The sequence below is a fragment of the Micromonospora sp. A200 genome, from assembly GCF_029893845.1.
GTDB classification, from domain to species: domain Bacteria; phylum Actinomycetota; class Actinomycetes; order Mycobacteriales; family Micromonosporaceae; genus Micromonospora; species Micromonospora purpureochromogenes.
Map to the genome: position 1 here is coordinate 1 of NZ_JARXXY010000031.1, position 18,660 is coordinate 18,660.

General features: G+C 70.8%; 20 protein-coding genes and 1 pseudogene. 12 read left to right on the forward strand and 9 right to left on the reverse strand.

Annotated elements, in window-relative coordinates; genetic code table 11:
• Positions 1–177, reverse strand: a pseudogene (locus M2302_RS25160) (IS701 family transposase); the annotation flags it as partial.
• Positions 178–914: 737 nt separating this feature from the next.
• Here M2302_RS25160 and M2302_RS25165 point away from each other — a divergent pair.
• Complete coding sequence (locus M2302_RS25165) at positions 915–1,136, forward strand: hypothetical protein (RefSeq protein ID WP_280840318.1); 222 nt, start codon at positions 915–917, stop codon at positions 1,134–1,136.
• 302 nt (positions 1,137–1,438) lie between these two features.
• On the opposite strand, the gene M2302_RS25170 is transcribed toward M2302_RS25165, so the two are convergent.
• On the reverse strand, positions 1,439–1,702 hold the full coding sequence (locus tag M2302_RS25170) for a hypothetical protein (protein WP_280840319.1): 264 nt from the start codon (positions 1,700–1,702) through the stop codon (positions 1,439–1,441).
• 527 nt (positions 1,703–2,229) lie between these two features.
• On the opposite strand from M2302_RS25170, the gene M2302_RS25175 reads away from it, so the two are divergent.
• Together M2302_RS25175 and M2302_RS25180 are read left to right on the forward strand one after the other, a co-directional pair.
• Entirely contained in the window at positions 2,230–2,619 is a 390-nt protein-coding gene (locus tag M2302_RS25175) for a hypothetical protein (protein WP_280840320.1), read from the forward strand.
• A 223-nt stretch (positions 2,620–2,842) separates the two neighbouring features.
• Complete coding sequence (locus M2302_RS25180; protein ID WP_280840321.1) at positions 2,843–3,235, forward strand: hypothetical protein; 393 nt, start codon at positions 2,843–2,845, stop codon at positions 3,233–3,235.
• 1,106 nt (positions 3,236–4,341) lie between these two features.
• Here M2302_RS25180 and M2302_RS25185 read toward each other — a convergent pair.
• A complete protein-coding gene (locus M2302_RS25185; RefSeq protein WP_280840322.1) occupies positions 4,342–4,647 on the reverse strand; it encodes a hypothetical protein in 306 nt (101 codons plus the stop codon).
• Positions 4,648–4,823: 176 nt separating this feature from the next.
• Between M2302_RS25185 and M2302_RS25190 the strand changes: the two genes are divergently transcribed.
• Positions 4,824–5,219, forward strand: a complete 396-nt coding sequence (locus tag M2302_RS25190) for a hypothetical protein (protein WP_280840323.1) — start codon at positions 4,824–4,826, stop codon at positions 5,217–5,219.
• Positions 5,220–6,038: 819 nt separating this feature from the next.
• On the opposite strand, the gene M2302_RS25195 is transcribed toward M2302_RS25190, so the two are convergent.
• Entirely contained in the window at positions 6,039–6,836 is a 798-nt protein-coding gene (locus M2302_RS25195) for a hypothetical protein (RefSeq protein WP_280840324.1), read from the reverse strand.
• A 144-nt stretch (positions 6,837–6,980) separates the two neighbouring features.
• Here M2302_RS25195 and M2302_RS25200 point away from each other — a divergent pair, with 144 nt between their 5' ends.
• Together M2302_RS25200 and M2302_RS25205 are read left to right on the forward strand one after the other, a co-directional pair.
• The gene (locus tag M2302_RS25200; protein ID WP_280840325.1) at positions 6,981–7,343 is read left to right on the forward strand and encodes a hypothetical protein; all 363 of its coding nucleotides are present in this window, start codon (positions 6,981–6,983) and stop codon (positions 7,341–7,343) included.
• A 231-nt stretch (positions 7,344–7,574) separates the two neighbouring features.
• A complete protein-coding gene (locus M2302_RS25205; RefSeq protein ID WP_280840383.1) occupies positions 7,575–8,015 on the forward strand; it encodes a VOC family protein in 441 nt (146 codons plus the stop codon).
• A 151-nt stretch (positions 8,016–8,166) separates the two neighbouring features.
• On the opposite strand, the gene M2302_RS25210 is transcribed toward M2302_RS25205, so the two are convergent.
• Positions 8,167–9,333 carry a hypothetical protein gene (locus tag M2302_RS25210; protein WP_280840326.1) on the reverse strand — a complete coding sequence of 389 codons (1,167 nt, stop codon included), beginning with the start codon at positions 9,331–9,333 and terminating at the stop codon, positions 8,167–8,169.
• A 146-nt stretch (positions 9,334–9,479) separates the two neighbouring features.
• Here M2302_RS25210 and M2302_RS25215 point away from each other — a divergent pair, with 146 nt between their 5' ends.
• Positions 9,480–9,686: a hypothetical protein gene (locus M2302_RS25215; protein WP_280840327.1), complete on the forward strand. Its 207-nt coding sequence runs from the start codon at positions 9,480–9,482 to the stop codon at positions 9,684–9,686.
• A 34-nt stretch (positions 9,687–9,720) separates the two neighbouring features.
• Here M2302_RS25215 and M2302_RS25220 read toward each other — a convergent pair whose 3' ends face one another.
• Positions 9,721–10,269 (reverse strand): GNAT family protein, encoded by a 549-nt coding sequence (locus tag M2302_RS25220; protein ID WP_280840328.1) that lies wholly within the window; start codon positions 10,267–10,269, stop codon positions 9,721–9,723.
• 136 nt (positions 10,270–10,405) lie between these two features.
• Positions 10,406–11,026, reverse strand: coding sequence for a pyridoxamine 5'-phosphate oxidase family protein (locus M2302_RS25225; protein WP_280840329.1), 621 nt, complete (start codon positions 11,024–11,026; stop codon positions 10,406–10,408).
• A gap of 158 nt (positions 11,027–11,184) precedes the next feature.
• Here M2302_RS25225 and M2302_RS25230 point away from each other — a divergent pair, with 158 nt between their 5' ends.
• The 3 genes from M2302_RS25230 to M2302_RS25240 are packed head-to-tail and all read left to right on the forward strand — an operon-like array spanning position 11,185 to position 13,368.
• Positions 11,185–11,691, forward strand: a complete 507-nt coding sequence (locus tag M2302_RS25230) for a DUF2231 domain-containing protein (RefSeq protein ID WP_210776454.1) — start codon at positions 11,185–11,187, stop codon at positions 11,689–11,691.
• Complete coding sequence (locus tag M2302_RS25235) at positions 11,688–12,236, forward strand: Hsp20/alpha crystallin family protein (protein ID WP_280840330.1); 549 nt, start codon at positions 11,688–11,690, stop codon at positions 12,234–12,236. Before M2302_RS25230 ends, M2302_RS25235 begins: the two co-directional genes overlap by 4 nt.
• Positions 12,237–12,243: 7 nt before the next feature.
• Positions 12,244–13,368: a glycosyltransferase family 9 protein gene (locus tag M2302_RS25240; RefSeq protein ID WP_280840331.1), complete on the forward strand. Its 1,125-nt coding sequence runs from the start codon at positions 12,244–12,246 to the stop codon at positions 13,366–13,368.
• Positions 13,369–13,387: 19 nt separating this feature from the next.
• On the opposite strand, the gene M2302_RS25245 is transcribed toward M2302_RS25240, so the two are convergent.
• Positions 13,388–14,266, reverse strand: a complete 879-nt coding sequence (locus tag M2302_RS25245; RefSeq protein ID WP_280840332.1) for a glycosyltransferase — start codon at positions 14,264–14,266, stop codon at positions 13,388–13,390.
• Positions 14,263–16,185, reverse strand: coding sequence for a D-glycero-beta-D-manno-heptose 1-phosphate adenylyltransferase (rfaE2, locus tag M2302_RS25250; RefSeq protein ID WP_280840333.1), 1,923 nt, complete (start codon positions 16,183–16,185; stop codon positions 14,263–14,265). Before rfaE2 ends, M2302_RS25245 begins: the two co-directional genes overlap by 4 nt.
• Positions 16,186–16,302: 117 nt before the next feature.
• On the opposite strand from rfaE2, the gene M2302_RS25255 reads away from it, so the two are divergent.
• Both M2302_RS25255 and M2302_RS25260 read left to right on the forward strand, forming a co-directional pair.
• Positions 16,303–16,848 (forward strand): type 1 glutamine amidotransferase domain-containing protein, encoded by a 546-nt coding sequence (locus M2302_RS25255; RefSeq protein ID WP_280840334.1) that lies wholly within the window; start codon positions 16,303–16,305, stop codon positions 16,846–16,848.
• 135 nt (positions 16,849–16,983) lie between these two features.
• Positions 16,984–18,660 (forward strand): MDR family MFS transporter, encoded by a 1,677-nt coding sequence (locus M2302_RS25260; protein ID WP_280840335.1) that lies wholly within the window; start codon positions 16,984–16,986, stop codon positions 18,658–18,660.

Below are 18,660 nucleotides of genomic sequence, written 5' to 3' on the forward strand. Positions count from 1 at the left end.
CGCCCGATACAACAGTCGCTGTATCGCATCAGGCCGGGCATGCCCTGCCTGCTCCGCCAACTGCCAGCACGTCTTGACCTCGATGTCGGCAAGCAGCCCGGTCACGAACGCCGCCGCCGTGCGACGCGGCTCGACCCGCCCGAAGCGTCCCGCGAACGCATCGCACACCCCGGCCAGGACCTGCCGCCACCGGGCAGGGTTTACGCTGTGACACGCGGCCACCGCCAGATCTGAAGTTATGTCCACAGCAGACAGACGATCACCCGGTGGCCGCACCTCGTCTACCCGGCCCCCACCAGCGACATCTCAAACGGCGGCTGCCGTACTAGCGGCCCTCTTCCTAGTCCTTTACTTTCCCAGCACCGACCCCACCCGAGTCGGGACGGACATTAATCCCCTTCCGGTTTTCCCCTGGCTTGCTCTGTCAGCGCTCGGCCTCCCTTGGTCCCTCGACCCGTTCTATTTCGACGGCGACGCGGCCGGGATCGTCGGGCACGGGCGAGCAGTCCGGCTACTCCAACCGCTGTTGGCGGTGATCTGGCCGGCGCTGATCAATGTCGTCATCCACGCCCTGATCCGCTTGGGCTGGATCGGGATTAGGGGGCGGATGCGCGTCCCTGAGGGTGCCGCGTGACGTGCTCCGTAAGTTGCTGCCTACGGCTAAGGCTGGCGGACAGCCAAGCGACCAGCCATCCCCTGATCTTCTTCTAAGCCGAAGGCCGCCGCGGGCCATCCACGGGCCAGTAACCGGGGGGCGCAGCGGTTGCGAGAGGGCACGAGGCGCAGCCGCGCCGGCAGTCGGCCGCAGGCGTTTCGGGCATCACGACCAGTCGATCGCGCTCTTCCAAACTGACGGTGCGGGTTCGATTCCGTCACCGCTCTTCACGCTAGGTGTGACACGGCACTATGTGGTCATGGCAGACCGGCAGGGCCCCCAGCGAGGCGATGACCCGCTTGAGTACATGACCAGCGACCACCCCAGCCCTTACCTCTTCGAGTCCCAGATGGGGATGCTCGGCCGGATGGGTCGCGGCGGGACACCCAGGCGTCGCTTTTTCGTCCGCCTGTTCGCTGCGCTGGCGCTGCTCCCGATTCTGGTCGGCATCGTCGCGGGCGTCATCCGAATGCTGCACTGATCCTCACCGCGGTGCCGCTTGGCTGTACGGGCCACAAGCGGGTGCCACCAGGGGCCAAGCCAGGCCGCCCAGGACCGGACCGACCAGCGGCTACCCAGCACGACGACCGATCTTGTCCAATTCCGAAGCTGACAGTCTGGGAGCCACGCATGGGAGCCATCGGGGCGGACGGGACCGGACGGGGCGGGGACCAATCGAGTTGCCGAGCGCTTGAGGACCAGGACCAGGCGGACGGAATCGGACGGCCTCGACATGGTCTTGGGAATCTACGGATCAGATGGCCGTACAAGTGGCCTCCTACATCAACCTGCGGCTGGACCAGGCTCGTCCTCACCTGCGATCAGCCGAGCCGCATCGTCTGCTACCTCCTTCCAGACTGTCAGGCCTTCGGCCTCGAACGCCTCGGCGAGAGCCTCCCGCACCTCTTCCACCGACCCACTATGGGTCAGGCGGACCTTCGCAAGAGCTGCCTCATACTTCTTCACCCGCGCCTGAATATCTGGCATGGCCTGTTCATATCCGGCCGGCTCCGGCGTCCCGTTCCTCTGGACCATAAGCATCAGCATGCCGGAGCCCCTGCGGTACGGAACCTCGTCCGCCGGGCGCCGGTGGCTCTCGGTCCCGGCCGCGAAGCAGTCCAGGGGCCCTCAGTCCTCATCCAGTCCCTAATAGGTTGGCCCTCGACCGCCGACGCTGAGAGATACCGAGAGGGGTTTCCGCAGGCCAAGCCGGGTTCGGGCAGGTAGACCGAGGTGGGCAGTTTGATCTCGTAATGCGTAGGTCGACGGTTCGATTCCGTCAGGCGGCCCCATAAGAAGGCCCAGGTCACCGACTTGATTGCCGATCATGACCTGGGCCTTCTGCTTGCCATCGGAAGGCCGAGCAGCCAAGCGAGAGTCAACCTACTCACCCGACCACAGCGCCCCCTCCAACCGCGGTAGCCGCTTCCCGCGCGATCTCTGGGGCCACGTGCGCGTGATGTTGAGAGTCACGCTCTGTCCAAAGCATTGATCGAACAGCTAGCGTGTCCCGCATGCAGGAGCCAACGCCCAGCGTCGCGGTCCGACGTGTGTGGCGAGGACTAGCCGCTTGCATGGTGGCAGTCGCTTGGGGGGCGCTGGGCTACGGCCTGATCTTCTCGACACACGATCAGCAGGCATGGGGCGACCTAGAGGCTGGTGGGCGATTTGCCGTCAACTTTTCGGTCTATATGCCCTATTACGCTCTGACGCTGCCCATAGCTGTCGTGGTCACACTTGGGCTGCTGCGCGCGCCCGACCTGCTATCTCCACTTGCAACAACGACAGTTGGCATCGCGCTTTTCGTGTGGTGGGTGACCGTCCAAGGCTTATTGTTCGATCCTCAGCCCGAGCTCTCAGCCGCCCTCATGGGGTGCGTGATTGCTGACGCCGCCGCTGTCGGAGCACTGGCCGGTGCATGGGTGATGGCAGCACGGCCGGAGAGCGCTGCTTCTCCACGCTGATCTTTCGTCGGAGGCTCGCCTGCCTCGGTGCGGGCCTCGATCTCGTGGTCGCTCAGGAATCGAGCGGTACCGAAGGTGCCCTCGGGGCCAACCGGATCGAACGGCCTGGCGAAGCACGCCACCTCCTGGTTGGCTTCCTGGCTCCTCAGTCCGGCCCGTGACCGGATCCGTGGAGCATCGACGCCCGTCATGAACGCCGGGTAGTGCAGCAGGAGCACCCTCTTTGGTTGAGAAGGTGGTCAATCACATAGAGGACTATCAGGTTCACCCGGTCGGAAAGTTCCGGGGCTGCCGATTGTGGGATGCACAGAACGGAGACAAGTCGGAGATGTCGGGTGCCCGTGTGCGCAAAGCGTGGTTGATAGCGGCTGTCCCCGTTGCCCTGTATTTCGTGTCGCTTTTTACCCCCTTTATGGCACCCTATTCCAGATATCCGCTCTACATGGTTAAATGTGGCGGACAGCCCATAGTGGCGTGGGACTTCGCGGCGTCCTACACCTACAAGCGACCGGGCGACGACGGATATGGGGTGGACATTCTGACGTCAGACTTCTTCTGTACGGAAGCCGAAGCCGAGAGGGCGGGATTTAGACGAAGTGAGTTACCAGGTGGGTGACGACCACGTCCGGTCGTCTACGTTCTCCTTCGAACAGCGGATGAGTGACTATCTGGGGACGGGCTCCGCCCGCGGTGCGTCGCGGCAGACCTGACCTGTCGCGCCGACGCCCTCGACCTGCATGCCACTGCGCCCACGCCGATACCGACGGAAGGCGCTTGATGGGCGCCTCGGCAGGCCGGGTGGCCGTCTTCCCGACGACACCCTGCGGCTGGCGTGGTGCCCCTTCTGACCGTTCGATCGGGCACGACCTCATGCCCGCCTGTTCCCGAGCCGCCCGCGATGCAGCAGCAGAGGTGACCTAGGCACTGCGGCGGAGGTGCCTGGCGACGCACACCAGCCCAAACGGCGGCGACTCGGGCGAGCCGCATAAGATTCCCAAGCTGACAGTGTCAAGGGCAGAGCTGTCGGCGGACATGACATTGGCCGTGCTTGCCGTGCAATTTACGTAGTGGAAGATCAACGCCAGACAGGTTGGCCGGCGGGCGCTAAGGATGCAGCTTGTCGGGATCATCGAGAACGGCTTCTGCCAGCCGCCCCGGAAACATGCGCTTCACGCTCGCGGCGTATTCACTTCCGTCGAGAGGCTGCGTTACGCGGTCGCCGTCTATCCGCACGGGCATGGAGACAGCAGAGGCAACCCCCGGCTCCGGTGCACCTTGGCACCGGGCCCAGGCAAACGACGAGGAACCTTCCTGCCCGAGCAGTCGGACCTTGCACGTACCCGGTCCGCTGATCAACTCGCCGGGGAGGAGTGCGGCGAGACGCTCCTCCTCAGCCTGGACGGCAGCCGTGCTCCGATCAGGTAGCGCGTACTGCGGCTCGGAACAACCAGCGAGTAGCCCGACCGCCAACCCGAGCCAGACGACGTATCGACCGGTCACCCACCGAGCATCCCACCTCGGTGAGCTGGATAGTGCCCCGGACGTAGCCAACCGAGCAGCCAAGCCAGCGAGCGGGGGGAACGCACGGCAGGCGGGCCGACCGAGCCGTACATCCGCGCGGTGCAGGCCATCGAGCCCGAGCCTGTCGCCGTTCGGATCAGCCACGTCGACCTGATCGAGATGCACCGCGACCAGGCGGATGTACGAGTGGTCCGACGGGTTTCACCTAGGCCACAGCACGGCGGCACCCAGCAGAAGCGAAGAAACGAGCAGGCCCAGCCCGGCCGCGAGGAAGGCGTCCAACCGAGGCTTGAACCAGGGGCTGCGGTGGGTCATGGCAAGGGTGAGCCACGCCACAGGTGCGGCTCCCAGGAAGACCGGCAGCACGTAGATCGACATGTAGAGCCCGCTGAGCCAGTTCGAGTTGAGCGCCAACACCACAACGACGACCGCATGAGCGGCGAGAAGGTATCCCGGCACGCACAGGCAGGTCCACCACGGCCGAGACGATGTCGGCTGCGCTTGCATCGCAGCACCCCCCGGGGTCGCAACCTCAGCGCCGTGCACGGTGCGACCACTGATCGTGCACTGATCTCCGGGACATGGCGAAAATGCCATCATCCCACGCGCGGACCGTCGACCGTGATCCCACGTGCGACGTTGCCCTGCGGGCCGACCGGAGGTGCCAGCCGTAGCCTGGACGTATGCCGGATGCCGACGACCACGACGAGCTGGTGCTCGGTGGGCTGGAGTCTTACGAGCGCGCCGTGCGCCGGGTGGCGCAGGACTTTGCCCGGCGCGGCGCCGTCGTGCGGCCGCTGGGCGTGGACCTGGACGCCCTCGACGCCCTACACGTGCGCTTCGGCCGGCGGGGGCGAGCGCGGGAGAGCATCCTGGGAACGCTGCGTCCGACCCGCGACCTGGAGCATGCCGTCGTCGAGCTGGCCGACCTGTTGCAGGAAAAGGAGTTCGACGAGGGCAACACCACCTGGCCCGGATGTCTATCCGGCCACGCCCATCCCCCTACCGCGGCTCTCGTCGACGGCGTTGCCTGCTGGCAATGCCCGCGCAGCCACGAAACCCTCTTTCCGATCGGATAGTCAACCGGGTGCCGGTCCGCGTTGGCGCCCGCCGCCACCGCCAGACTCGCCGCCGTGTCTTGCTGGTTGTGCGGAGTGAGTTCTGGCCAGCCCGACCGAGGCCGCCGCCGGCCCGAAGACCGTAGCCTGGTCTGGCTAGCCGGGGCAGCCGATGCGGAAGGAGCTGTCCCCGAAGCCGGCCAGGCCATCGCGCTCTGGGAGCACGAGTCCCCGAAGAGCCGGTCACCGACGACGAGCCGGGCAGATCACCCGCGCCCGGCTCGGCAGGTGGCGGGCTCAGCCACCCCTGCGGTCACCTGGGCTGGTTCCCGACTCCGAGGCGGTCGGAGACGTGTTGGAAGTGGTACTTGCCGTCGCCTCGATCGGCCACGACACAACGGGCTCGGGAGCCGCAAGGTCTGGCTGCGCTCGCGCGAATAGGAGGAGTAGGGCGACAGCCGTCGCCAAGGGGGTCAGGACGCACGCGACAGTCACCACCACCGCGATCCGAGTGCCGTTGCGAGAAGGCTTCAGTGTCTCGGTCCCCGCTTCAGCACTCAGGTCAGGAGATCCGGTGGCGGGGTCGGTCCGGTGCTGTCGCCTCGGGAGGACGTACACGCCCACCGGCAGGAGCACGAGCCACAGCGGCACCAGCACGGGAGCGAGCGCCGGCCAGATGGGCCACACCGGCTCGGTGACGGCGAGGAACTTGTCGGGCGCGGCCGGTGCGACGGTCAGCCTCGACCCGCTCGCCGAGTAGGCGAGCGTGACCGCCAGCGCAGCCCCTCAGGACGCAAGGGTCCCGGTCCGCGCCCGGCTCGACGGGCGGCTCGCCGCCGGTCAGCCGCCCCTGCTGGCACTTGGGCTGGCTCCCTGCGCGCCAGCCCTCGCGTCGGTGACGGGGGCGGTCGAGCGCTGTCGCCTCGCGAGGACGATCAATCCCACCAGTAGGAGCACAAACGACAGCGGCACCAGCAGGGGAGCGAGCGACCGCCAGATCGGCCACACCGGCTCGGCTAGCCCGTCCGTGAACAGGTCCGCCCAGGTGAGAGCGACGCCCGGGAGCAGGGCGACCGTCACCAGCGTGCCGACCAGTCGGGGTACGGGCGGACGGCGTCGCGCCGCCAGCCAGAACAGCGCCGCGCCGGCGGCGGCGCCGAGGAAGGTGCCAATGACCGTGGCGGCGAGGAACCCGCCCGGTGCGGCCGGTGCGACGCTCAGCGCCGACCCGGACGTCCGGTGGGTGAGCGTGACTGTCAGTCCCTCCCGCTCGGCCTGCCAGCCGTCGCACGGGTCGCCCGGCACCCGACGCAGGCCCTGCCACCCCTGCGCTGCGGCGTTGCGCCGTAGCTGATCGGAGAGCCCGCAGTCGGCGCGGCTGCCGTACCAGAATTCCGCGCGACTGGAACCGAAATCGTCGGGAGCCAGGAAGACGCCGTACCGATAGCCGCGTACGTATGTTGAGCCGGCTGGCTCGGCCCCAGGGAGCAGCTCCGCCGCCACGCCCTGAGCCCGGTCGGGGGTGCTGAGCGGTAGGGTGCCGCGACCGCCGTACCAGGAGCCGACGCTCAGGCCGACCGTGCCCAGCAGCACCGCGCCGAGCAGCACCATCGCGACGCGCCGCAGCTGAGGCCCCATCGACCCACCCCCCTGTCGCAGTGCGGCACAGCGTAGCCCCCGCAATCCATCCCTGGTGCCGGCGAGCCGGCCGTGCCCATTCATCCGGTAGGGCGGAGTGCGGGGCGTCAGTACAGTCACGGCGACTCCGGGGAGGTCGCCGACATGGCAGAGGTCGACAAGGCGGTCGAGCGGATCCGAGCGACGTGGGCGTATCGGCTGTTGGTCGTCGCTTACCGCTGCCTTCTCCTCGGGCCGCTCATGATCGGTCTGACCATCGGTGCGATAGCCCTCTGGTCCCTGAAGCCACCGATGGTCTGGGTACCGATCGCCCTTACGTTCGGGACAGTGCTTGTCGGGGTGGCCGGGGTCTGGGTGGGGCTGGCGACTCTGTACGCCCGTCGGCTCATGCCACGGGGCGGCACCGATCGACACGCGGCCCTGATGGGGGCCGCGCGACGGGACGTGATGCCGCGGGCACCGCAGCCAGTCCGCAGGAGGTCGGCGGACGGCAAGGAAGTGGTGTGAGGTGTCGGACCAGCGTCGGGCTGGGCTCTCACGCAGGCCCGGCGCCGCGCTGGGCGCCTGTCCAACATGCCATCGGCGCTGTCACATTGGCGTACCCTCGTCGTTTTTGTTGATTCCTGGGCTTTTTGGGCGAGGACTGGTTGAGGATGGGCGCAGGGCCAGCCAAGGGCACAGGAACCAGGGCGTTGAACGTCGCCTGCCAGCGCAGGAAGAGGAGCCGACAGCGTGGACATGAAGCTGGAATTTGTCGTGCTGCCCGTCGCCGACGTGGGACGGGCCAAGGACTTCTACAAGGCGCTGGGTTGGCGGGAGGATATCGACGTCGGCGAGGGGGAGGGCCGGGTGGCGCAGATGACGCCGCCCAGGTCGGACTGCTCGATCATGTTGGGCCCCAGCCTCACCACGGCCGCGCCCGGCTCCATGCAGGGCCTGTGCCTGGTCGTGGACGACATCGAGGCGGCCCGCGCCGAGATGGTCGGCCGGGGCGTCGACGTGAGCGAGGTCTTCCACGCCGCAGGCGGTGGCTTGCCCCTTGCGAACGGCCAAGGACGGGCCCCCGGGCTGGCTCCGGACCGGGCGAGCTATTTCTCGTTCGCCTCGTTCAACGACCCGGACGGCAATGGCTGGCTCCTCCAGGAGGTCACCACGCGCTTCCCCGGCCGGCTGTGGTGAGTGCCGGGCCGGCGCTTCTCCAGGGTGAACGAGCAGGCCGGGCGCACCGGCCCAGCCGGGCCGGGAGCGAGCGCCGGCAGTAGCCAGCGCGGAGCGATCTTGCGGGGCCGTGCGGTCCGGGGGCCGAAACGGTCCCCGGACCGCCTTGACGTCAGAGCGTGAGCTGGCTCCACGTGTGACCGCCGTCGGTGGTGCGGTACACCGCGGCTCCCGGCCATGCTGGTCCACCCCAGACCACCACGCCGTGCGTGGCGTCCTGGAAGTCCAGGTCGAGCATCGGGAGCTGCACGTCGGGGATCGCCAGGGGCGTCTCCCACGTGGCGCCGTTGTCGAAGCTGGCGTGCAGCCAGCTCGCGCCCGCACCGACGCCGGCCACGACCGTGCTACCGGCCGAGGTCGTCGCGAACCCGGTGGTGATACCCGTGGTGGGCGCGTACCCCAGCACGACGGGGGCCGAGCCGCCTACCGACTCGACCAGCTGCTTGTGCATGTAGCCGCGCTCCGGTCCGAAGCTGCACATGCCCTCGACGTCATCGGGCTCAGTGCTGCTGAGCCGTACCGCGTCGTACGCCGAGCAGACCGGCTGGACCTCGGTCCAGGCACTGCCGTCGGCCGCCGACCACATCCGGATGGACGTGTGGATCACGCCGAGGGCGACGTAGGCGGCCGAACCGTGGGTGGCGATGTCCCACCCGCCGCTGCCAGGCACCGCGACGCCGGCCACCGGCTGCCAGTTGTCCGCGCCGAGGGGCGACGAGTAGAGCTGGGTGGTCCTGGTGCTTCCGACTCCGTAGGTGACGATCGCGTAGGCGTACCGGTCGGTCGACGCCAGCTTGGCGATGCTGACCGAGCCGACAGCGCCGGACAGCCGCACGCGCCGCCACGTGCCGGCACCGTCGTGGGTGGCCATGAGAACCTGGCCGTCGGTGGTCCACCCGTCGAGCTTGTTGGCGAAGTAGATCTTGGTCTGGTCAGGTGTGGACGACACCCGTGGGGCGGTGTGCTGCTGCCAGGTCTGCGCGCCGTCCGCCGTGCTGACCAGGGTCGGGCATGAACCGGCCCGGCACGGCGCGAAGCCCAGCACCCAGCCGTCGGCGGCGCTGGTCCACGAGGTGGACGTGGGAGCGAAGCCGGCCGGTACGCCGGCGGTGGACACCGTGCTCGGGGTCGCCGCCGGTGCCCGGTCGGTCGTGCTCGCCGAGGCGACGGAGGGAACCACCAGCACGGCGAGGGTGGTCGCCGTGCCGATGGACGCGGACAGCCGGGAGTACCACGATCTGCTGGTCGGGGGTGTGCCAGCGATGGCGGTGCGTTTCACGCTATCTCCAACCTTGTTGATCAAGTCGGTAAGGGACACAGTGGTGAGTGAAGGGAACTGGTCACCTTTGACTTGGGCAATGGTTGGCGGCCGGCACGTTGGCGCCATGGCGCATACCGGCCACGATCCCGGCTGGGGCATCCAAGATGAACGCCCCTGGCGAGGCGTATCTGGCGAGCCGGACACTCATCCGGGCCGAGGTAGAGCACGGATTGTCGACGATGCGCTCCCGCTGGGCGGTGCAGGCTGACCACTTCGCCCGCCGGCTGACCGGCGGCGACCTGACCGGAATCAGCGGCAACAAGGAGAACGAGAAGGGATTGGACGGCGCCCGCCGGTGGCTGGCGGGTTAGCCGGGATCAGGCGACATGACGCAGCCCGGCCTGGCTAACCCTGCCATTGCTCGGCGAGCAGGCCGTAGATCAGCGTGTCCGTCCACTCGCCCTTGGTCCAGTGGTCCCGGCGCAGGTGTGCCTCCCGGACCATGCCCACCCGCTCGCACAGCCGCGCCGACGCCTCGTTCCGGGCATCGACATGAGCGATCACGCGGTGCATGCCGAAGTGCGCGAAGGCCACGTCGATGACCGCGCGAACCGCCTCGGTGGCGAACCCGCGGCCGGAGACCGCCGGGTGGAAGGCCCACCCCATCTCGCCGCGGGACAGTGTCTCGTCGGCCGGCCACAGGATCACATCGCCGACGACCGCGCCCTCGTGCTCCACCACCACGGCGAGACGGGACTCCGGCCCGGTGATCCCTGTGCTGGTGAGCCGCTTGGTGACCACCGTGGTGGCGAACTCGCGCGTCCACGGCTCCCACGGGATGTAGCGGGCGACGCGCGGGTCGCTGTAGTACGCGAGCAGGGCATCCACGTCGTCGGCCCGGTACCGGCGGAGGACCAGTCGCTCGGTACGGATCGGCAGTGCCAGCTCAGACATGCTGCCCAGTATCGACTCTGCCGACTGACGGCGTGGTTCCGGGACGAGCCCGACGACTGGCCCGAGCTGACCGACGGTCAGCGACGGTTCCGCATCGGCCTGCCGCCCCACTGACGACCCGGTGGAACGGCCGCTCCTACCCCACGTACAACGAGTTGAGGTATTCCGGGCCGTAGCGGCGCTCCAGCTCGGCCAGGCTCTCCGCGGTGTTCTCGACCTCCTTGATCAGCCTGGCCCGGGTCGGCAGCATGTCCGGCTGCCAGGTCTCCGGCTTCCACAGCTCCGAGCGGAGGAACGCCTTGGAACAGTGGTAGAAGATCTGCTCGACCTGGACCTCGATCGCGAGGATCGGCCGGTGCCCCTTGACCACCATGTCGTCGAAGTACGGGGCGTCCCGCAGCAGCCGTGCCCGGCCGTTGATCCGCAGGGTGTCGGACCGGCCCGGGATCAGGAAGATCAGGCCGACGTGCGGGTTGTCCAGGATGTTGCGGTAGCCGTCGGCCCGCCGGTTGCCCGGCCGTTCCGGGATGGCCAGGGTCGTCTCGTCCAGCACCTTGGCGAAGCCGGCCGGGTCGCCCTTGGGCGAGACGTCGCAGCTGCCGTCCGCCCCCGCCGTCGCGATCAGGCAGAACGGCGAGGCGGCGAGCCACTGCCGGTCCCGTTCGTGCAGTACGACGCGCTCCTTGGCGACCGCCCGGGGCATCGCCGCCCCCAGCAGGTCGCGCAGCTCCTCGTGCGAGGTGATCTCCACCGTCACGTCCGCCTCCCCCGTGCGTTGAACCCCGGTGGCGGCCCGGCCGGACGCCGACCGCCGTCCGTCAGCCTAGGCGGGCGTGACGAGCGCGAGGTTTGCCCACCGGAGCGGCGGGTACCGGCTCACACAGCGCCCCCCGAGCCGAGCAGTGGAGGCCCAGCATGGAGAGCCGTCTGAAGGTGCTCGGGCACCCCGTGCACCCGATGCTGGTGATGTTCCCGGTGGCGCTCCTGGTCGTCGGCACGCTCTTCGACATCGTCGACACCGTCGGCGGCCCCGACTTCCTCGGCGAGGTGGCGTACTGGAACATCACGGTCGGCCTGGTCGGCGGCCTGCTGGCCGCCGCGGCCGGGACGTTCGACCTGCTTGCCATCCCGGCCGGCACCCGTGCGAAGCGGGTGGCGCTCACCCACGCCGCCGCGAACGTGGCGGTCATCCTGCTCTTCGCCGCCGTCTGGGCGGTCCGGCTCAACGCCGACTCCCGGGCGGCCGGCGGCGCGCTGATCGCCATCGAGGTGGTCGGTATGGCCATCCTCGGCGTCAGCGCCTGGCTCGGTGGCGAGCTGGTCGACCGGCTCGGCGTCGGAGTCGACCGGGAGGCCGGCCTCGACGCCCCCAGCTCACTGCGGCCCCCGGCGGCCACCCAGCGGATCGGAGACGTGCGATGACGGAACAGCCCGGCGGTTTCGGCCGCGTCTGGCGGGGTCGGCAGCAGGGCTGGGACCCGATGGGGGAGCTCCAGTCGCTGCGGTCGGAGCTGAGCCGGCTGGTCGGCGGCCGGGGTGGCACGTCGGACGTCCAGCTGACCGAGACCGCCGACGGTTGGGAGGCGGTCGTCCGGCTGCCCGGCGTGGCGCCGGAGGAGGTCGCCGTCGAGCTGGACGAGCGGGAGCTGTGCGTGCGCGCCCGCTCCGAGGCGGAGGTCAACGCCGACCACGGCATCCCGGGCGGCTTCGAGACCCGCGGCTTCGAGTATCGGATCGACCTGCCGTCCCGGGTGGACCCGGACGCCATCGACGCGGTGATGGACCACGGCCTGCTGCGGGTCCGCCTGCCGCGGGCGAAGCGGGCCGCGCCGCGCACCATCACCGTCGGCCGCGCCGGCCACCGCGGCGGTCCGGCCGCCGTTGGTACGGGCAGGCTCGCCGATCCGGCGGCGGACCGGGAGATGCACCACCCGGACACCACCGCCGAAGAGATCGACCGCCTGTAGCGTTCGGGTGGCCACCTCGTCCCTGCTCGGCCCGGTCGGTGAGCGCGTGCCCGACGTGCGGCGCATCGCCGTGCTGCGCGCCAACGCGCTCGGCGACTTCATCTTCGCGCTGCCCGCGCTGGAGTCGCTGCGGGCCGCGTACCCGGAGGCGGAGATCGTGCTGCTCGGCGCGCCGTGGCACGCGAAGCTCTGGCGCGACCGGCCCGGCCCGGTGGACCGGGTGCTGGTCGTCCCGCCGGCCCCCGGCATCCGCGACCCCGGCCCGGACGAGCCGCCCGCCTCCATGGACGACTTCCTGGAGCGGACCGCCAAGGAGGGCATCGACCTGGCGGTGCAGGTCCACGGCGGCGGGGCGAACTCGAACCCGCTGATGAGCCGGCTCGGCGCCCGGGTCACCGCCGGGCTGCGCGCCGAGGACGCGCCGCCGCTGGACCGGTGGATCCGGTACGTCTACTACCAGCACGAGGTGATCCGCTACCTGGAGGTGGTCGCCCTGGTCGGCGCGCCGGCCACCACCGTCATCCCCGCGCTGGCCGTCACCGACGCGGACCGGGCCGAGGCGCTGGCGGTGCTCGGCGAGCCGGACCGGCCCCGGGTGGCGCTGCACCCCGGGGCCACCGACAGCCGCCGGCGCTGGCCCGCCGATCGCTTCGGCGAGGTGGCCCGGGCGCTGCACGGCGATGGGTACGAGGTGCTGGTCACCGGCACCCCCGCCGAGCGGGAACTGGTCGACGCGGTGGTCGTGGCGGCCGGCGTGCCGGTCCGCCCGCAGGTCGGCACGCTCAGCCTCGGCGGTCTGGCCGCCGCGTACGCCGGGTGTGAGCTGGTCGTCTCCAACGACACCGGCCCGCTGCACCTGGCCGGCGCGGTCGGCACCTCGACGGTCGGCATCTACTGGCTGGGCAACCTGATCAACGGGGCGACGCCGCTGCGCGCCCGGCACCGGCCGATCGCCTCCTGGACCACGCACTGCCCGGTCTGCGGCGTGGACTGCACCCCGGGCATCTACCCGCACCGGCCGGGCGACGGCGAGTGCCCGCACCGGGACTCGTTCGTCACCGACGTGCCGGTGGTGGAGGTGCTGGAGGCGGCCGCCGAGCTGCTCCGCCCGGAACCGGGCGCACCGCGCTGACCTGCCCCGACGGCCCGGCTCAGGCCGGTTGCGGGGTGTCGGAGTCGGCGAGCACGACCTCCCAGGCCTCCACCTCCCGCTCGGTCACCGTGGTCGGCGACTCCAGGTGGTACGCCCCGCTGGGCAGCACGCCGGCGCCGCCGTGGCGCGCCATCACGGCGAGCTGCGCGGCGACGTCCTCGCCCTGGTGGCGCTCGTGCACCCGCCGCCAGAAGTCGAAGCCCCCGGACTCGACCAGCGCCGCCCGGTCGTAGAGCACGCAACCGCCGATCCAGGAGACCTTGTACGCCCGCCACGCGCCTGGCGGCAGGTCCAGCTTGCGCGTCACGTGCAGCAGGTTCGCCGCCGGGTGGATCGCCGCCCGCTGCCACTGCGGGGTGTCCGGCCGGATCCGCTCGGGCACCACGGGGCCGTCCCACTCCTCGTAGTGGGCGTGGGTCTCCGGGCGCACGTCGTCGGCGTACGACAGGCCGTGCACCGCGTTGCCGACGAAGCCGCAGCCCAGCTCGCCGATCGCGGTGACCAGCCGGTGCAGGGTGCCCGGCTCCAGCCAGACGTCGTCGTCGAGACAGAGCACGTACCGCGCCGCCGACCGCCCCAGCAGGTACGCGCGGTGCTCGGCCAGCCCGCGCCGGGGCAGCCGGCGGGTCAGCAGCACCGGGTGCCCCCGGTGGCGCAGGGCCCGGGCCATGGTGGCCGCCGCCGGGTGGGTGTACGCCGGCTCGCCGTCGGACTGGTCGCTGACCACCACCCCGAACCCGGGTACGCCCTCCTGGGCGGCCAGCCCGGAGAGGGTGACCGCCAGTTCGGCGGGGCGGTTGCGGGTCGGGATCAGCACGTCGAGCTGCCGGGGCCGGCGGAACTCCTCGGCGCTGCCGAGGTCGAGCGGTCGGTTCACGCCGACCTGCCCATCCGCTGCGGGGCTCCGGACTGCGGCGACCGGGTGGACTGCGGTGACCGGGTGGGCTGCGTTGACGGGGTGGACTGGGGCGACCGGGTCGACTGCGGCGGCTGCGGCGACGGGGTCGCCTGGGCGCGGATCCGTTCGATGATCGCCGAGGTGGAGCGGTCCGGCACGTACCCGAGGGTGCGGACCTGACCACCGAGCCGGCGGACCAGCGGCGCCTCCGGCACCATCTCCGGCGGGTAGTCGCCGCCCTTGACGTACACGTCGGGCCGGACGGTCTCGATCAGCGCGGCCGGCGAGTCCTCCTCGAAGACCACCACGTGGTCCACACAGGACAGCGCGGCGAGCAGGGCGATCCGGTCCTCGACCGGGTTGACCGGCCGGTCCGGGCCCTTGAGCCGGCGGACGCTGCCGTCGGAGTTGACCGCCACCACCAGCAGGTCGCCCAGCGCGCGGGCCTGCTCCAGGTAGCGCACGTGCCCCGGGTGCAGCACGTCGAAGCAGCCGTTGGTGAAGACGATCGAGCGGCCGGCGCGCCGGTGGTCGCCGACGATCGCGGCCAGCTCGGCCGAGTCCACCAACGTCGGGTGGGCCGTACCGTCCGCAGTGGTGCCCAGCGCGGCGAGCAGGTCCTCCCGCCGGCAGACGCAGGTGCCGGTGTCCGACACGGTGATGGTCGCGGCGAGCTGGGCCAGCTGGGCCGCGGTCGGCAGCGGCGCGTCGGCCGCCAGGGCCAGCGTCATCGCCGCCAGGTACGCGTCCCCGGCGCCGACCGCATGGCTGGCCGGGACGGGCGTGCTGTGGCTGCGCCGGGGCTCGCCGTCGGCCCCGCCGACCACCGCCCCCTCGGTGTCCAGGGTCACCGCCACCACGTCCGCGCCGGTGTGCTCGCGCAGTTCCTCCAGCCGCGACTCGGCCAGCACCGCCCGGTCGACGCCGTCGCCGGCGGCGGTGTTCAGGGTGACCCCGGTGCCGGTGACGCTCAGCCCGTCGCCGGTCATCGCCACCCGGTCCTCGCCGGGCGTGGGCTCCCCGGTCGGCCCGGTGCCGACCACACCGGACCGGTCGCCGGTGGCGGAGAGGCGTACGCCGGCCCCGCCCGGGGCCGCGCCGACGCTCAGCTCGGACGGGCCGTCGGCCGGGTCGACCGGCGGGTGGTCCAGGTGCAGGTCCGGGCCGGCGGCGGTCCGTCCGGCGGGACGCGGCGCGGCGCCGAAGCCGGCGGCGGCGCGGGCCAGCAGCCGGGTCGCCTCGGCGAAGCTCGGGGTCACCACGGTCGGGGCGAGGCCCCGCCAGTCGGCCAGGTCGTGCGCGTCCAGGGCGACGGTGGTGTAGCGCTCGCGGTTGGCGACCAGCCAGGCGCGCACCGGCGCGGGCAGCGCGCCCAGGCCGTAGTCGCAGACGACCAGGGTGGGCGTGGCGCCACCGGCGGCCGCCTTCAGCTCCTCGGTCGCGCAGTCCAGCGCGGTGAGCAGGTCCCGCACCCCGTCGTCGTCGAGCGCGTCCTCCGGGTCGCCGGAGTCCTCCCGGAGCAGGATCTGGTTGCCGGCGAGCATCCGCCGCTTCACCGGCGTCGGCCGGTGCGGCTGGCTGACCGTACGGTCCCAGACCCCGGCCCGGTCCAGGCAGTCGTGCAGTTCGTCGCCGGCCACGTCGGCGCCGACCGGGGCGACCAGCAGCGCCCGGCCGCCGAGGGTGGCGATGTTGACCGCCGTGTTGGCGGCGCCGCCGGCGGCGGAGATGCGCCGGCGCAGGGTGAGGACGGGGGCGGGCGCCTCGCGGCAGAGCCGGTCGGACTCGGCGAACCGCCACTCGTCCAGCATGGCGTCCCCGACGACCAGGACCGGGCGCCCGAGCCAGCTCTCCACGACGGTGGCGAGCCGGCGCTGTTCCGCTGCTGCTCCTGCCATGCCTTCCCGACTCCCCCGAGGGCCCCGGGCCAAACATCCCCGCCGACCGGGCGCCACGTTTCGGGCATTCGGGTCCGGGAACCGGCAAGGGACACCCCGGAGAGGAGAAAACACGACATGGCAGCGACGACACTGCAGGGCCGGCGGATCGCCTTCCTCGCCACGGATGGCGTGGAGGAGGCCGAGTACGTGAAGCCGCGGCAGGCGGTCGAGCGGGCGGGCGCGACGGTGGAGCTGGTCTCGCTCAAGCCTGGCTTGATCCAGTCCTTCAACCACCTCGACCACGGCAGGACGTACGGCGTCGACGTGACCGTGGCCGACGCGGACGCCGGTGGCTACGACGCGCTGGTGCTGCCCGGCGGCGTGGCGAACCCGGACTTCCTGCGAACCGATGCGGACGCGGTCCGGTTCGTGAAGGCGTTCTTCGACGCCGGCAAGCCGGTCGGGGTGATCTGCCACGGCCCGTGGACGCTCATCGAGGCGGACGTGGTGCGCGGCCGACGGATCACGTCGTGGCCCAGCCTCCGCACCGACCTCACCAACGCCGGCGCCACCTGGCTGGACGAGCCGGTCGTCACGGACAACAACCTGGTCAGCAGCCGCAAACCCGGCGACCTCCCCGCCTTCTGCACCGCGATCATCGAAGAGTTCGGCCCCCGTTGATCATGAAGTTGTTGTCGACCGTCCCGGCGTGTCGGGACAACAACTTCATGATCAACGCGCCCCGGTCGGCAGGCCTGTCGACGGGTTTTCCGGCCTGGGGGCGCATGTTCCGCACGGTCCGGGATAGAAGGCGGGATGACGACGGAAGCCCAGGGCGGCCCGGTCCTGCACGCCCGCCAGATCCGCCTGCTGATGTTCGGCCTGATGACCGGGATGCTGCTGGCCGCGCTCGACCAGACCATCGTCGGTACGGCGCTGCCCACCATCGTCGGCGAGCTGGGCGGCATCAACCACTACTCCTGGGTGGTGACCGCGTACCTGCTGGCCTCCACCGCCTCCACCCCGCTGTACGGCAAGATGGCCGACCTGTACGGCCGCCGACCGGTCTTCCTCTTCTCGATCGGCACGTTCCTGCTCGGCTCGCTGCTGGCCGGCCTGTCGCAGGACATGACCCAGCTGATCGTCACGCGGGGCATCCAGGGCATCGGCGCGGGCGGCCTGCTGACGCTGGCGTTCACCATCATCTCGGACGTGGTCTCACCCCGGGATCGGGGCCGCTACCAGGGACTCTTCGGCGCGGTCTTCGGGCTGTCGTCGGTGGCCGGGCCGCTGGTCGGCGGGTACTTCGCCGAGACGAACTGGCGGTGGATCTTCTACATCAACGTGCCGCTGGCGATCCTGGCGATCGTGGTCTGCTACCACGTCATGCGGCTGATCCCATTCGAGCGGCGGGAGCACGCGATCGACTGGCTCGGCGCCGGGCTGCTGGTGGCCGGGGTGAGCGCCCTGCTGCTGGCGCTGAGCTGGGGCGGCAACGAGTACGCCTGGGACTCCGGGGTGATCATCGGACTCTTCGTCGCCGGGGTGGTCCTCGGGGTGCTCTTCGTGGTGCAGGAGGCCCGGGTCGCCGAGCCGATCCTGCCGCTGCGACTGTTCCGCAGCGCCACCTTCGCGCTGGCCAACTCGGCGGGCTTCGTGCTCGGTCTGGTGATGTTCGGGTCGATCATCTTCATCCCGCTCTACCTCCAGATCGTCAAGGGCGCCTCGCCGACCCGCAGTGGTCTGCTGATGCTGCCGATGATGGCCGGGATCATCGTCACCTCGGTCCTCACCGGCCGGGCGATGAGCCGGATCGGCCGGTACAAGTGGTTCCCGGTGGTCGGCTCGGTGGTGCTGCTGGTCGGCATGCTGCTCTTCACCCGGCTGCGGGTGGAGACCTCGCTCTGGGTGGCGTTCGGTTTCATGGTGGTGATCGGCGTCGGGCTGGGCCTGTGCATGCAGTCGCTGATCCTCGCGGTGCAGAACGCGGTCGACGTCCGTGACCTGGGCGCGGGGACCTCGTCGGCGACGTTCTTCCGGTCGCTGGGCGGCTCGTTCGGGGTGGCGATCCTCGGCGCGGTGCTCTCCTCCCAGCTGACCGCGCAGCTCGCCGACCGGCTGCCGGCCGCGATCGCCCAGCTTCCGCCGGAGCAGCGCGCCGCCGTCGCGGCCAGCGGCGGAGCCGACATCTCGATCAACGACCCGGCGACCATCCTGGCCCTGCCGGGGCCGGTGCGGGCCGCCATCCAGGGTGCCTTCGTCGACTCGCTGGACATGGTCTTCCTGACCGCCGGCCTGATCGCCATTCTGGCGGTGCTGGTCACCCTGGCCCTGCCGGACGACCAGCTGCGCGGGACCGGCCCGCAGGGCGCGACCGGCGGCGCCGACCCGCTCGGCGGCAAGGCGCCCGCCGCCGGCGGGAAGCCGATCACAAAGGAGTCGAAGGAGGAGGCCGCCGCCGACATGGAGGCGAAGTCGCAGACCATGCTCTGA

Coding starts and splice junctions, on each gene's coding strand:
- rfaE2 (WP_280840333.1), bottom strand. CDS start 16,185: ATGGCAGGAGCAGCAGCGGAACAGCGCCGGCTCGCCACCGTCGTGGAG.
- M2302_RS25255 (WP_280840334.1), top strand. CDS start 16,303: ATGGCAGCGACGACACTGCAGGGCCGGCGGATCGCCTTCCTCGCCACG.
- M2302_RS25220 (WP_280840328.1), bottom strand. CDS start 10,269: ATGTCTGAGCTGGCACTGCCGATCCGTACCGAGCGACTGGTCCTCCGC.
- M2302_RS25235 (WP_280840330.1), top strand. CDS start 11,688: ATGACGGAACAGCCCGGCGGTTTCGGCCGCGTCTGGCGGGGTCGGCAG.
- M2302_RS25165 (WP_280840318.1), top strand. CDS start 915: ATGGCAGACCGGCAGGGCCCCCAGCGAGGCGATGACCCGCTTGAGTAC.
- M2302_RS25185 (WP_280840322.1), bottom strand. CDS start 4,647: ATGCAAGCGCAGCCGACATCGTCTCGGCCGTGGTGGACCTGCCTGTGC.
- M2302_RS25170 (WP_280840319.1), bottom strand. CDS start 1,702: ATGCTGATGCTTATGGTCCAGAGGAACGGGACGCCGGAGCCGGCCGGA.
- M2302_RS25205 (WP_280840383.1), top strand. CDS start 7,575: ATGAAGCTGGAATTTGTCGTGCTGCCCGTCGCCGACGTGGGACGGGCC.
- M2302_RS25190 (WP_280840323.1), top strand. CDS start 4,824: ATGCCGGATGCCGACGACCACGACGAGCTGGTGCTCGGTGGGCTGGAG.
- M2302_RS25175 (WP_280840320.1), top strand. CDS start 2,230: ATGGTGGCAGTCGCTTGGGGGGCGCTGGGCTACGGCCTGATCTTCTCG.
- M2302_RS25195 (WP_280840324.1), bottom strand. CDS start 6,836: ATGGGGCCTCAGCTGCGGCGCGTCGCGATGGTGCTGCTCGGCGCGGTG.
- M2302_RS25215 (WP_280840327.1), top strand. CDS start 9,480: ATGAACGCCCCTGGCGAGGCGTATCTGGCGAGCCGGACACTCATCCGG.
- M2302_RS25230 (WP_210776454.1), top strand. CDS start 11,185: ATGGAGAGCCGTCTGAAGGTGCTCGGGCACCCCGTGCACCCGATGCTG.
- M2302_RS25260 (WP_280840335.1), top strand. CDS start 16,984: ATGACGACGGAAGCCCAGGGCGGCCCGGTCCTGCACGCCCGCCAGATC.
- M2302_RS25200 (WP_280840325.1), top strand. CDS start 6,981: ATGGCAGAGGTCGACAAGGCGGTCGAGCGGATCCGAGCGACGTGGGCG.